The organism is Hydrogenophaga sp. RAC07 (assembly GCF_001713375.1).
Lineage (GTDB): Bacteria > Pseudomonadota > Gammaproteobacteria > Burkholderiales > Burkholderiaceae_C > Hydrogenophaga.
Genome location: NZ_CP016449.1, coordinates 2,973,018 through 2,985,264 on the forward strand (window position 1 = coordinate 2,973,018; position 12,247 = coordinate 2,985,264).

At 66.4% G+C, this 12,247-nt stretch carries 11 protein-coding genes and 1 pseudogene; 4 read left to right on the forward strand and 8 right to left on the reverse strand.

Features of this window, described 5'->3' with window-relative positions; translation table 11 throughout:
- Nucleotides 1-27: 27 nt before the first annotated feature.
- Nucleotides 28-1,998, reverse strand: a complete 1,971-nt coding sequence (locus BSY239_RS13860; RefSeq protein WP_069047321.1) for an AMP-binding protein — start codon at nucleotides 1,996-1,998, stop codon at nucleotides 28-30.
- Between the two features lie 100 nt (nucleotides 1,999-2,098).
- Between BSY239_RS13860 and BSY239_RS13865 the strand changes: the two genes are divergently transcribed.
- The 4 genes from BSY239_RS13865 to BSY239_RS22855 all read left to right on the forward strand — a co-directional run bounded on the left by BSY239_RS13865 (nucleotide 2,099) and on the right by BSY239_RS22855 (nucleotide 5,271).
- The gene (locus tag BSY239_RS13865; RefSeq protein ID WP_069047322.1) at nucleotides 2,099-2,782 is read left to right on the forward strand and encodes a nitroreductase; all 684 of its coding nucleotides are present in this window, start codon (nucleotides 2,099-2,101) and stop codon (nucleotides 2,780-2,782) included.
- A 12-nt stretch (nucleotides 2,783-2,794) separates the two neighbouring features.
- The gene (locus tag BSY239_RS13870; protein WP_069047323.1) at nucleotides 2,795-3,997 is read left to right on the forward strand and encodes a thiolase C-terminal domain-containing protein; all 1,203 of its coding nucleotides are present in this window, start codon (nucleotides 2,795-2,797) and stop codon (nucleotides 3,995-3,997) included.
- The gene (locus tag BSY239_RS13875; protein WP_083239972.1) at nucleotides 3,994-4,425 is read left to right on the forward strand and encodes a Zn-ribbon domain-containing OB-fold protein; all 432 of its coding nucleotides are present in this window, start codon (nucleotides 3,994-3,996) and stop codon (nucleotides 4,423-4,425) included. The genes BSY239_RS13870 and BSY239_RS13875 overlap by 4 nt, the downstream gene beginning before the upstream one ends.
- A gap of 585 nt (nucleotides 4,426-5,010) precedes the next feature.
- A complete protein-coding gene (locus tag BSY239_RS22855) occupies nucleotides 5,011-5,271 on the forward strand; it encodes a hypothetical protein (protein ID WP_236944226.1) in 261 nt (86 codons plus the stop codon).
- A gap of 32 nt (nucleotides 5,272-5,303) precedes the next feature.
- Here the strand turns inward: BSY239_RS22855 and BSY239_RS13880 are convergent.
- The 7 genes and pseudogenes from BSY239_RS13880 to BSY239_RS13910 form a co-directional block, all read right to left on the reverse strand.
- Nucleotides 5,304-6,397: pseudogene (locus BSY239_RS13880) on the reverse strand (aminotransferase class III-fold pyridoxal phosphate-dependent enzyme); the annotation flags it as partial.
- 25 nt (nucleotides 6,398-6,422) lie between these two features.
- On the reverse strand, nucleotides 6,423-6,839 hold the full coding sequence (gene panD, locus BSY239_RS13885; protein WP_069047324.1) for an aspartate 1-decarboxylase: 417 nt from the start codon (nucleotides 6,837-6,839) through the stop codon (nucleotides 6,423-6,425).
- Between the two features lie 49 nt (nucleotides 6,840-6,888).
- Nucleotides 6,889-7,935 carry a biotin synthase BioB gene (bioB, locus tag BSY239_RS13890; protein WP_236944072.1) on the reverse strand — a complete coding sequence of 349 codons (1,047 nt, stop codon included), beginning with the start codon at nucleotides 7,933-7,935 and terminating at the stop codon, nucleotides 6,889-6,891.
- An 85-nt stretch (nucleotides 7,936-8,020) separates the two neighbouring features.
- Nucleotides 8,021-8,809 carry a citryl-CoA lyase gene (locus tag BSY239_RS13895; RefSeq protein ID WP_069047325.1) on the reverse strand — a complete coding sequence of 263 codons (789 nt, stop codon included), beginning with the start codon at nucleotides 8,807-8,809 and terminating at the stop codon, nucleotides 8,021-8,023.
- Between the two features lie 34 nt (nucleotides 8,810-8,843).
- Nucleotides 8,844-9,689 carry an HpcH/HpaI aldolase/citrate lyase family protein gene (locus BSY239_RS13900; protein ID WP_236944073.1) on the reverse strand — a complete coding sequence of 282 codons (846 nt, stop codon included), beginning with the start codon at nucleotides 9,687-9,689 and terminating at the stop codon, nucleotides 8,844-8,846.
- Nucleotides 9,686-11,050 (reverse strand): MmgE/PrpD family protein, encoded by a 1,365-nt coding sequence (locus BSY239_RS13905; protein ID WP_056278598.1) that lies wholly within the window; start codon nucleotides 11,048-11,050, stop codon nucleotides 9,686-9,688. The genes BSY239_RS13900 and BSY239_RS13905 overlap by 4 nt, the downstream gene beginning before the upstream one ends.
- 16 nt (nucleotides 11,051-11,066) lie before the next feature.
- Nucleotides 11,067-12,245, reverse strand: coding sequence for a CaiB/BaiF CoA transferase family protein (locus tag BSY239_RS13910; RefSeq protein ID WP_069047327.1), 1,179 nt, complete (start codon nucleotides 12,243-12,245; stop codon nucleotides 11,067-11,069).
- Nucleotides 12,246-12,247: the final 2 nt, after the last annotated feature.

Genomic DNA, 12,247 nt, shown 5'->3' on the forward strand with positions numbered 1-12,247 from the left:
AGGGCAGGATGTGGCGCACAACCAGGCTCAAGCTTTTGCAAGTTTGCCCTGCAGCTCGGCCACCGTTTCCGGGTTGACCAGCGACGACAAGTCGCCCGGACTGTCGCCCTTGTACACCGCCCGCACCACGCGGCGCATGATCTTCATGTTGCGCGTCTTGGGCAGGTCGCTGACCAGCAGCACCTGCCGGGGGCGGTAGGAGGCGCCCATGCCATGGACGACCGCCTGGGACAGTTCGGCCTGCAGCGCCGCGTCCGCCGCCACGCCGGGCATCGGCACGCAGACGCAGACGATGGCCGAGCCCTTGATCTCGTCGGGCACGCCGATCACCGCCGCCTCTGACACTTTGCCGGTGCCGGTGAGCAGGGTTTCGATCTCCGACGGGCCGGTGCGCTTGCCTGAGACCTTAATCGTGTCGTCGCTGCGTCCGAGGATGTAGAACAGGCCGTCCGCATCGCGCATCGCAAAGTCGCCATGCACCCAGACGCCCGCAATGTTGCGCCAGTAGCTGTCGAGGTAGCGTTCGTCGTCGCGCCACAGGCTCTTGGTGAAGCCGATGTTGGGGTTGCGCAGCACCAGCTCGCCGACCTGGCCCGCGCCGACCGGCTGGCCGCTTTCATCGACGATGTCAACCCCGGCGCCGAGCCCGCGCGCGCCGAACGAGCCTGGCCGCAAGGGATGGTGCAGGGTGCCGGTGAAGTTGCAGCCGCCCACCTCGGTGCCGCCGACGATGTTGAGGAACGGCAATTTCTCTTTGCAGATGTGCTTGAAGAACCAGCGCCAGGGCGCCTCGGTCCAGGCCTCGCCGCCGGAGCAGGTGATGCGCAGCGAAGACAAGTCGTAGCGCTGGACTTCTTCGTCGCCGTAGCGCATCAGGCTTCGGATCAGCGTGGGCGCGACACCCAGGTAGGTGACTTTGTGATCTTGCACCAGGCGCCAGAAGCGGCCCGTGTCGGGGAAGTCGGGCGTGCCTTCGGCCACCAGCAGGCTGCCGCCGAAATAGCTCGGAATGCAGGCGCACATGGCGCCCACCATCCAGCCCATGTCGCTCATGAAGAAGAAACGGTCGCTCGACTTGAAATCGGCACAGATGTGCATGTCGCGCGTGACCATCGAGCCCAGGAAACTCACGTGGGTCCAGATGCAGCCCTTGGGCTTGCCGGTGGTGCCCGAGGTGTAGAGCAACACGGCGGGGGCCTCGGAGGCCATCTCGGCGGTCGGCATGTCATGGGGCTGGGCGGCGACCAGGCTGGCCCAGTCGTGGTCGCGCCCGGGCGTCATCGGGCATGGGGACGCTTCACCCAGGTGACGCAGCACCATCACGTGCTGCACGCTGGGTGTCTCGCGCAGGGCTTCGTCCAGCACCGACTTCATGACGCCGGGCGTGCCGCGCCGCCAAGTGCCGTCCACCGTCAGCACCGCCTTGGCTTGGCCGTCGTTCAGGCGAGCGACGATGGGTTGCGGCCCGAAGCCCGAAAACAGCGGCATCAACACGGCGCCAATCTTCAGGACCGCAAAGAACGCGACAAAGGTCTCCGGCAGGTTGGGCAGGTACAGGCCGACCCGGTCACCTCGGCCAATACCCAGCGACTGCAACGCTCCGGCCAGGCGGCAAACCTCGGCATCAAACTCGCGGTAACTCAAGGACTTGCGGTTTTTCGGGTCTTCGCCCTCCCACACCAGGAAAGGCTGGTCCCACACCGGCGTTCCGCGGTGCCGGTCCAGGCAGTTCAGCACGATGTTGGTGGTGCCGCCGATGCACCAGCGTGCCCATTCGATGCCGCGCGAGGTGTCAAGCATCTGCGTGTAGGGCTGGTAGAAGCGGAAGTCGCAGAACTCGAACACCTCTTGCATCAGCCAGGCCGGATCGGCGTCGGCACGGGCACTCAAGTTTTCGAAGTCGGACTCGCCCACTTTGTGCAAAAAAGCGGTCAGGTTGGACTGCGCCATCAGTTCAGGGGAAGGCGCCCAATCAAACGGTTGTTTGGTAGAATTCATGGGGCAATCCTATCCGAACGTCGTATTGGAGTCCAGCGGTGCACTCTCACCGCGTCGTTTCTTCTCCGCAGCTCTACGTAGTCAGAAAGGCGGTCTATCCGTGCATGTCGACGAAGCGATTCGCAGCCGAAAATCGGTCAGGCGGTTTCTACCTGCCTCCGTTCCTTCCTCGGTGGTGCAGCACATTCTGAGCGTGGCGGCGCGTGCCCCGAGTGGCAACAACGTGCAGCCGTGGAAGGTGTATGCGGTGGCGGGTGAGGCCCGGCAGCGCCTGTGTGATGCCTTCATTGAGGCGGCCACGCACGAGCCTGACCGGCATCAGCCCGAGTACGCGTATTACCCCACGACCTGGGTCGAGCCTTATCTGGAGCGCCGGCGTCGCTGCGGTTTCGGTTTGTATGCCAGCCTGGGCATCGCCCGCGACGACGCGGCGGCACGCGAGCGGCAGATGCTGCGCAACTACACGTTCTTCGACGCGCCGGTGGGGCTGCTCGTCACGCTCGACCGCCGTTTGAACACTGGCAGCTTCATGGACCTGGGCATGTTCATCCAGAACATCATGGTGGCCGCGCGTGCGCAGGGACTGCACACCTGTGCGCAGGCCGCGTTTGCTTGGTTCCACAAGGTGGCGCGCGCCCAGTTGCCGATCAGTGACCACGAAATCCTCGCCTGCGGCATCGCCCTCGGGCACGAGGATCTGTCGGCCCCGGAGAACGCCTTCATTACCGAACGAACCGATGTGGAGACGCTTGCCAGCTTCCATGGCTTCGACACCGCACGCTGAACGAGGACTCTCATGGCAAACATCAAATCCGTATCATCTTCGCACACGCTTCGCGGTAAAACCGCGATCATCGGCGCCGGCATTTCGGCCGTCGGCCGCGTGCCGGGCAAGAGCGCGCTCGCGCTGGCCGCCGACGCAGCAGGCAAGGCGCTTGCCGATGCCGGCATCGGCAAGCACGAGGTCGATGGCGTGCTTTCCAGCTCCGCCTTCGCCTCGCCGTTTCACCGATTCAGCGTAGCCTTCAGTGAGTACCTCGGCATCCAGCCGACGTTCTCCAACACGATGCAGGTCTCCGGCGCCACGGCGGCCACCCTGTTCAACATCGCCGCCGCCGCCATTGCTGGCGGCCTGGCCGAGACCGTTCTGGTGGTGGGCGGCGACAGCTTGCTGACCGGTCTGTCGCCCGACCTGGCCCTGCGCTCGATGACCGAAAGCCGGGACCAGCAATACGAAATGCCCTTCGGCATTCCCGTGGCCAACACCTTCGCCATGACAGCGCATCGCCACATGAAGGAGTTCGGCACCACCTCCGAGCAATTTGCCAAGGTGGCGGTGATCCACCGCGAACACGCACGCCGCACGCCGGGGGCGCAGATGACCGATCCGCTGAGCGTCGATGACGTGCTGAATTCCGGCTGGGTGACAACGCCCTACCACAAGCTTGACTGCTCGCTCATCTCCGACGGCGCAGCAGCCTTCATCGTCACCTCGGCCGAGCGCGCCAGGGCGCTGGGAATTGCCAAGCCCATCTACATCCTCGGCGGCGGCGAATGCTACACGCACGAGCACATCTTCCTGATGCCCTCGCTGACCACCACGGGCGCGGTGCAGTCGAGTGCCAGGGCCTACGACATGGCGGGCTGCAGGCCGAAGGACATCGACGTGGCCGGCGTCTATGACTGCTTCACCGGCACGGTGATCATGATGCTGGAGGACCTCGGTTTCTGCCCCAAGGGCGAGGGTGGGCGCTTCGTCGAGGACGGGCAGATCACCTACGGCGGAGCCATCCCCTGCAACACCCATGGCGGCCTGCTGTCGTTCGCGCACTCGGGCATGCCGGGCTCGCTGTTTCATTTCTACGAGGTCGTCAACCAGCTGCGCGGAAGCTGCGGTGAACGCCAGGTCGCGGGCGCTGAACTTGGCCTGGTGCATAGCCTGGGCGCCGGTTTTGCGACCAACGCCACCACCATCCTGGGAACGGAGGCCACGCTGTGATCAACCTCAAAGACGCCCACCTCAAGCCACAGCCGATGCCGGATGCAGATTCGGACATCTATTGGCGCGGCATTCAGGAGGGCAAGCTGCTGCTGCAGCACTGCCCAGCGTGCGGCCACGTGCAGCTCTACCAACAGGCGATCTGCCGTGAGTGCGGTAGCGAGCGCCTAGAGCACCGCGCCGCCAGCGGTCGCGCCAAGGTGCATTCGTTCAGCGTGGTTCACCGGGCGCCCGGCCCGGCTTTCAAACAGGACACGCCCTATGCGGTGCTGCTGGTCGAACTCGAAGAAGGTCCGTGGATGATCAGCTCCTTCATCGGCGCAGACCCTTCAGCAGTCACTTTCGACATGGCTGTCGAGTTGGTTTGCGAACCCGTCGGTGTTGGTGTGTCGCTGCCGCGATTCCGGGCGGCCGGACCTCCAGCGTGAAGCAGCGTCGTCGTGCGCCTTCTGAGTGTCTGAGGACACGACCCAACCCAACGCGGGATTTCGGTGGCCGCAGCTTGCTGCGCCGTCCTCCCAGGCGGCAGTCGAGGGGGCTCCTCCTGACCTGACGACGGCCACAGTGGCGCGGCGGGCGATTGCGCCCTTGTCCATGCATGATCGGAGCGTGGCCATCGTTGCGCCGGTCGGCTATGGCAAGACGACATTGATGGGCGGATGGTTTCGCGCTTGCAAAGACGCAGACCCCGTGTGGGTGGGACTCGATGCTTCCTGGCGCGACCAGGTGTTCTTTGTTCGCTCCTTGTTGAATGCGGTCGGAGGCCCGTCGGAGCCGGTCGCGATGGCGGCCATTGACGCGGCGGCGGTGGTCGATAGCGGCTTGCTGGCGTTGTTGCAGGCCCTTGGACAACGTCGTCGTCCCATGATGCTTTTTTGCGCCGCTATGCCAGGTCTTTGTGCGCCATTGGCCGGCAGGCACAAGATCAGGACCCATTCCACTATGGCGCCGCACAAACGGTTCTGGCCTATGCGCACAAATGCAATTGACGTTTCACCGAGGCCCCCCAGTCCTTGCGCGAGGTGCAAGTGAAGTTCGGGGAGGCTCCTTCGCCTTTCGGCCACATGTGGGTGCGGGTGATCTTTTCCGCCTTGCTGTTCAAGGCGGGGCGGCATCGTGAGGCCCTGGCAGACAGCACCTCGGCGCTGACCGAAGAGCTGGCTTTCGCTCCCGACGCCTCGTGCCTGGCGGTCAGGCTGCGCGCGATCCGCGCGTTGCTGCTGTACGAACGCAACCTGTGCATCGAGGCGATGGTGGATTTGGAGGTGGCGTGACCACTACTGTCGCACCAGGGCATCGTCGATAAGATGGCGTAGATCGTGTGGCCGATGGGGCGCAGCAGCAGCCCCTGCGCCAGCGCGCGGCAGGCATAGCGGTGGCCGAAGTCGGGCAGGCGTGCTGAGCACGTGCCACGCGAAGACCATGCCCTTGCGTCGATCGAAGCGCACACGCGGGTGCTTGGAGATCGGCGCGAACTGCGCGGCCAGCCGCTCGCTGGTGCCCAGGTTCTGGCGCAGCGCGTCGGTCTGCGCGAAGAGGTCCAGCGTGGCCAGCGCGGCGCGGCAGGCCAGCGGGTTGCAGGTGTAGCTGTGCGAATGCAGGAAGCCGCGCGCCACCTCGTCGTCGTAGAAGGCGGCATAGACCGCGTCGGTGGTGAGCACCACCGACAGTGGCAGCGTGCCGCCGGTCAGGCCCTTGGAGATGCAGAGAAAGTCGGGGCGGATGCCCGCCTGCTCGTGCGCGAACAGTGTGCCGGTGCGGCCGAAGCCGACCGCGATTTCGTCGAGCACCAGGTGCACCTGGTGCCGGTCGCAAAGCTCACGCGCGCGTTTCACGTTTCAGGTACAGCGGGTCGTGCATGGCCTTGCCGGCGGCGCACTGGATCAGCGGCTCGATGATCACCGCAGCGGTCTCGTGCGCGTGTTCGGCCAGCCAGTCGCCCAGAGAGGCGGCGGCCCCCTCAGCCACGTCGGCCGGGGTGTCGCCGGGCGCGGCCTGCCTGGCGTCGGGGCTGGGCACGGTGGCGGCCATGCGCACCAGCGGCGCGTAGGCTTCACGGAACAGCGCGATGTCGGTCACGGCCAGCGCGCCCACCGTCTCTCCGTGGTAGCCCCCGGCGACACTGACAAACCGGCACTTGCCTGCCCGGCCCGCATTGCGCCAGTGGTGGGCGCTCATCTTCAGCGCGAACTCCGTGGCACTGGCACCGTCGCTGCCGTAGAAGGCGTGGCCCAGGCCGGTGCGCGCGGCCAGGCGTTCGGAGAGTTCAACCACTGGCCCGTGGGTGAAGCCTGCAAGCATCACGTGGCCCAGTGTGTGCAGCTGGTCGATCAGCGCAGCGCGGATCGCGGGGTGGTTGTGGCCGAACAGGTTGACCCACCAGGGCTGCGCTGGCGCCAGGCGGCGTTGGCCGACACGGGCTGCGTCAAAGCTCGGCGCCCGGGGGCAGGATGACCGGGTCGCCGGCCTGCGGACCTGCGGGCTCGCTGCGGGTCTCGACGATGCGGTTGGCAGCGTCGGGGAACACCAGCTGGGGCACGGCCTCGTCGAGCTTGTCTTCGTGCACCATGCCGAAGGCCGCGATGATCACCAGGTCGCCCACGCTGGCGCGCCGGGCGGCCGAGCCGTTGAGCGAAATGATGCCGCTGCCGCGCGGCGACCTGATGGCGTAGGTGATGAACCGTTCGCCGTTGTTGACGTTCCAGATGTGAACCTGTTCGTTGGGGCGGATGTTGCTCGCCTCCAGCAGGTCTTCGTCGATGCCGCAAGAGCCTTCATAGTGCAGCTCGCAGTGGGTGACGGTGGCGCGGTGGATTTTGGATTTCAGCAGGGTGCGGAACATAGGGGATTTGCTTGAACGGAGGGAGCCTCGGCCATCGACAGGGCCAAGGTCAGGCGTGCGCCCGCGTGGTGTGCATGCCCGTGCGGGCCAGCAGGTCCTGGTCGGCTTCCACGTCGGGATTGCCGGTCACCAGCAGCTTGTCACCGTAGAAGATGGAGTTGGCGCCGGCCAGGAAGCACAGCACCTGGGTCGATTCGTCCATCTGCCGGCGCCCGGCCGACAGGCGCACCTTGGCCCTGGGCATGGTGATGCGGGCCACCGCCACGGTGCGCACGAACTCCAGCGGGTCGAGGTCGGGCTCGTCGGCCAGCGGCGTGCCGGGCACCTTGACCAGGTGGTTGATCGGCACCGACTCGGGGTACGGTGCCAGGTTGGCCAGTTGCGCGATCAGGCCGGCGCGCCCGGCGCGGGACTCGCCCATGCCCACGATGCCGCCGCTGCAGACGTGGATGCCGGCCCCGCGCACGTGGCCCAGCGTGTCCAGCCGGTCCTGGTAGTCGCGGGTGGTGATGATGTCGCCGTACAGCTCGGGCGCGGTGTCCAGGTTGTGGTTGTAGTAGTCCAGACCAGCGCCCTTGAGGCGTTGCGCCTGGTCGCCCGTGAGCATGCCCAGGGTGCAGCAGGCCTCCAGGCCCTCGTCCTTGATCACGCGCACCAACTCCTCGACCTTTTCCAGGTCGCGGTCGTTGGGCGCTCGCCAGGCGGCACCCATGCAGAAGCGCGAGGCGCCGGCCGCCTTGGCGCCGAGCACGGCCTCGCGCACTTCCTCGGGCGTCATCATCTTGGTGGCGGGCACGCCGGTCTCGTGGTGCACCGACTGCGGGCAATAGCCGCAGTCCTCCGGGCAGCCGCCGGTCTTGATGGACAGCAGCGTGGCCAGCTCCATCTCGGTGGGGTCGTGGTGCTCGCGGTGCACGGTCTGCGCGCGGTGCATCAGCTCAGGGAATGACAGGTCCAGCAGGGCCTGCACCTCGGCCACCGGCCAGGCCTGCTGGCGGGCCTCGACCGACAAGGTTCCCACGCTCGATGCCTCGGCAGGCTGCGGGGGTGATTGCACCCAGTGGATGGGTTCTTCTCTCAGGATCGTGTCATTCATTGCGCAATACTCCAGTGGTGTCCAGAAAAATTCAATCGATAGGTCGACGCGGGCGCATCGTGCCTGCAAGGCCAGCCACAGCGCTTCAGGCGCCTTGTGGTCTGATGTGCTGGGTGGCCTCGTCTTCGACCCGCTGCCAGATCTCGACCGCCATCGGGTTCTTGCTCTCTTCCAGGATGTGTCCCACCAGCCCGATGGCACGCGCCAGGACGCCGATGCCGCGCACAATTTTCCATGGTAGCCCGAGCTCGCAGCTGATGGCGCCGATGGCGCCGGTCGCGTTGACGGGAAGCGACTTGCCAGCGACGCGTTCGGCCTCGGCGCAGATCAGTTGTTCGAGCCGGATGTAGTCGCCTGAAAAGCCATTGTCCTTGGCGATCTGGAACAGGCGCGGGGCACGCGGATCGACCGGCTTGTGCAGCGGATGGCCGAGCCCCGGAATGATCTGGCCGCGCGCGCGAAAGGCTGCCACGGTGTCGCAAGCGATGCGCTCCAGATCAGCTCCTTTCGTTTCGGGTGGCAGGGCCTCGTACAGCATTTTGGCGGTGCCTTCGGTGCTGCCGACGAACACGCTGCCCAGACCGCACAATCCGGCCGCCACGGCGGCCTGCAGCGATTCGGGCGCACCGGCGTAGGTCAGTCGCGCGACCAGCGCACTGGGCGTGATGCCGTGCTCGACCAGCGTCACCGCGATGGCGTTGAAGACGTTGGACTCCTGCTGCGTTGGCATGCGCCCGACGATCTGCAAGAAGGCCATATCACCCAGGTTGAGATGGCCGAGGATTTCGTCAGGCAGACTCTTGCCGTGCACCTCGATGCGGTCGGGGGTACTCCAGGCAATGTCGGAGCGGATGGGTTTGGCTTTGCGAGTCATAAGGAATTCCAGTCGATTGGAGTGGGTTAAAAAATCAGGCGCTCAGACCCGCGTCGCGCAGCACGGCTTGTGCACGCTGGTACACCGGCAGATCGACCATCTGGCTGTCAACCGCCACAGCGGAACCACCCGCCGTTTCAAATGCTTTGCAGACGCGGCGCGCCCAGTCAAGCCGTTCGGGGGTCGGCGTGAACACCGCCTGGACGATGGCAAGCTGCTTCGGGTGGATGCACAGCTTGGCACCAAAGCCGAGTCGACGTGAGCGTTCAGTGTCCGCCTGCAAGCGTTGCAGGTCCTCGATCGCGGTGCTGACACCATCAACTGGCGCGGCCAGCCCGGCCAGCCGCGAGGCCAGCACCACTTGTGAGCGGAAAGCCAGCAGCTCTGACTCCGCGCCATCGGGCGCACAGTCAATGCCCAGATCGAGCGCCAGATCGACGCTGCCAAAAGCCAGGCGGATCACGCCCGGCACGCTCGCAATGCTGTGGATTTCCCTAAGTCCGCGCGCCGACTCGATGATCGGCAACACGTCCTTATAGGTGATCTCGACCACGGTGCACACGGCATCGATACCCTCGGCCTTGGGCAGCATCACCGCCGCCACACCAGGATGGCGACACAGTTCGAGATCGTCTTCAAACCAGGGCGTGCCAGCGGCATTGATGCGCACAACCAGCGGTGCCGACGCATCAAGCGCCGCCGCCAACGCGTCGCGTGCGCTCGCCTTCGCCTCGGGGGCAACCGCGTCTTCCAGATCAACAATCACCGCGTCGGCGCCGCTGGCGCGCGCCTTGGCAAAACGCTCAGGCCTGTCTGCGGGCACAAAAAGATAGGCACGCGGAAGGACATGGAGGCCGGGGGTGCTGGTCGCCATGCTCATGCCGCCAACCAGCGCTCGATGTGCGGCGCCTCGGCGACCGCCCAGACGCGCGCGATCAGTGCCTCCACCTCTGCAGGCGTGGCCCCCTTGCCGTAGGCCGCCAGGCGCTGCGCCTTGTCTTCCAGCTCGGCACGTGTCAGGGTGTTGCCAGGGTCGCCTTTGGGCTCATCGACCCGCGCGCCAAAGGTGTGGCCATCGCGCGTGCTCACCGTTACCTTGCCGATCCAGCGCTGCGGGTAGGCCTTATCGACCTCGGCGTCGAGCTGCATCGTCACGCGGTCGCGCAAGGCGGCCACGCGCGGCGCGAGGTAATGCGCTTCAAATTCATTCAGCCCGGCAAAGCCGTATTCGGCGGCCAGCGCCAGCACCGTGCCCATTGAGAATTTGGCCTGGTGCACGGTGGCGGGCACGGTGACGCGGCCCAGCACGTCGATGGCGCCCTGGTGCACATGGGTGGTCACCGCGGCAATATCGTCGGCCTTGAGCCCATGCGTCTGCATCAGCGCCAGCAGCGCGTCGGCGCTGGGGTGGGTGTGGCGGCACGAGGCGTGGTATTTGAACGAGGTTTCCGCCGTGGCCCAGCGCTGGCCCAGGCGGTCGGTCAGGCGCGCCGGATCGGCGTCGTTCGACATGCCCGCAGCCATGCCTTGCGCGCCTTCCAGAATCTGGCGCGCGCCGGTCAGCCCCTCGCGCGCCAAGTAGGCGCAAGCCAAGCCGCTGGACGCCGCATGCGCGGTGTGCAGTTGCTTGGAGTCGGCGGCGTCGCGCAAAAACTCCCACAGCCCGGCGGCTTGTGTGCCGGCGCTGCCGAAGGCATGCAGCATGGTGGTCGCATCGAGCTTGAGCAGCCGTCCGGCCGCCGCAGCGGCGGCCAGCGTGCCGGCGGTGGCCGTGGTGTGAAAGATGCGGTAGTGCGAGCGGCCCAGGAACTCGCCCACCCGAATGCCGACTTCATAGCCCGCCACTACGGCGGCCAGGAACTCGCGGCCGCTGGCACCGATGTCCTGCGCGATGGCCAGCGCCGCCGGGAACACGACGGCTGCGGGATGAAACACCGAGCCGTTGTGGACGTCATCCTGCTCGGCGAAATGCGAGGCGGCCGCGTTGACCATCGCAGCGAAATGGGGCGAGGTGGTGCGGCGCGAGATCAGCACCTCGGCGCGGCCGGAGGCCGGCCCCATGGTGCGGGCATAGGCTTCGATGGCCTCGACCGGCCGGGCGCCCTTGCCCGCCAACGCGGAGGCGTACCAGTCGAGGAACAGGTCTTCGGTTCGGCGCAGCACCGGCGCCGGAATGGTGTCGAATGACAGATCGGCGGCAAAGGCAGCCAGCGTCGCGCTCGGGTTTGTATCTGGGGTCATGGCATCGATCTCGCAGTCAGATGGCTTGGTCTGCACGCAGCCGGGCGATGTCAGTCTCGCCGTAGCCGAGCTCGGTCAGGATGGCTTCGGTGTGCTGACCCAGCGCAGGCACCGGCCCCATGGGCGGCGGCGGCTCGCTGCCCTGGACGTGGTGCGGCGGGTACAGCGCCGGCAGCGTGCCGCCTGGCGAACCGATCTCGGTCCAGCGCCCACGCGCCGCGAGTTGCGGGTGCTTCCACAGGTCGGCCATCTCGTTGAGCTGGCCGTTGGCGATTTGCGCCGCATCCAGCCGCGCCACCAGTTGCGCCGCGGTCAGGGTGGCGCAGACACCTTCGATGATGCCGCGCAGTTTCTCGCGCTGGGCCAGCCGGTTGGCGTTGCCCAGGTACTGTGCGGTCAGCTCGGGCAATTGCAACACCTGGTTGCAGAAGGTGGCCCATTCGCGGTCGTGCTGCACCGCCAGCACCACCTGCTTGCCGTCGCCGCAGGTAAAAGGGCCGTAGGGGTAAATGGCGGCGTGCGAGGCGCCGGCACGCAGCGGCGGCGGCTGGCCATCCAGCGTGTAGTAGAGCGGGAAGCCCATCCATTCGGACATGGCTTCGAGCATGGAGATTTCGAGCCGCTGGCCACGCCCCGTGCGCCCGCGCTCCAGCAAAGCGGCCAGCACGCTGCTGTAGGCGTACATGCCAGCGGCGATGTCGGCAATCGACAGCCCGGCCTTGGATGGCGTCTCCGGCGTGCCGGTCACCGACACAAAACCGGCTTCGCTCTGGATCAGCAGGTCATAGGCCTTTTTCGCGGTGTAGGGGCCGCCGTCGCCGTAGCCCGAGATGTCGCACACCACGATGCGCGGGTTGACCGGCGCCAGGCTGGCATGGTCCAGTCCCATGCGCGCGGCAGCACCGGGCGCCAGATTCTGCACCAGCACGTCGGCGCGCTCCACCAGCTTTTGCAGTACGGCGCGTGCGGCCGGGTGTTTGAGGTCGAGCGTCAGGCTTTCCTTGGAGCGGTTGCACCAGACGAAGTGGGAAGCCGAGCCGTGGGCCCGGCTGTCGTAGGCGCGGGCGAAGTCGCCCTCGCCCGGACGCTCGACCTTGATGACGCGCGCGCCGAGATCGGCCAACTGGCGGGTGCAGAACGGCGCGGCAATCGCGTGCTCCAGCGTGACAATCAGCATTCCTTCCAATGGACGCATGG

What these genes read in the sequence shown, in the direction of transcription:
- BSY239_RS13860 (WP_069047321.1), bottom strand. Translation starts at nt 1,998, where the DNA reads ATGAATTCTACCAAACAACCGTTTGATTGGGCGCCTTCCCCTGAACTG.
- BSY239_RS13870 (WP_069047323.1), top strand. Translation starts at nt 2,795, where the DNA reads ATGGCAAACATCAAATCCGTATCATCTTCGCACACGCTTCGCGGTAAA.
- panD (WP_069047324.1), bottom strand. Translation starts at nt 6,839, where the DNA reads ATGTTCCGCACCCTGCTGAAATCCAAAATCCACCGCGCCACCGTCACC.
- bioB (WP_236944072.1), bottom strand. Translation starts at nt 7,935, where the DNA reads ATGAATGACACGATCCTGAGAGAAGAACCCATCCACTGGGTGCAATCA.
- BSY239_RS13895 (WP_069047325.1), bottom strand. Translation starts at nt 8,809, where the DNA reads ATGACTCGCAAAGCCAAACCCATCCGCTCCGACATTGCCTGGAGTACC.
- BSY239_RS13900 (WP_236944073.1), bottom strand. Translation starts at nt 9,689, where the DNA reads ATGAGCATGGCGACCAGCACCCCCGGCCTCCATGTCCTTCCGCGTGCC.
- BSY239_RS13905 (WP_056278598.1), bottom strand. Translation starts at nt 11,050, where the DNA reads ATGACCCCAGATACAAACCCGAGCGCGACGCTGGCTGCCTTTGCCGCC.
- BSY239_RS13910 (WP_069047327.1), bottom strand. Translation starts at nt 12,245, where the DNA reads ATGCGTCCATTGGAAGGAATGCTGATTGTCACGCTGGAGCACGCGATT.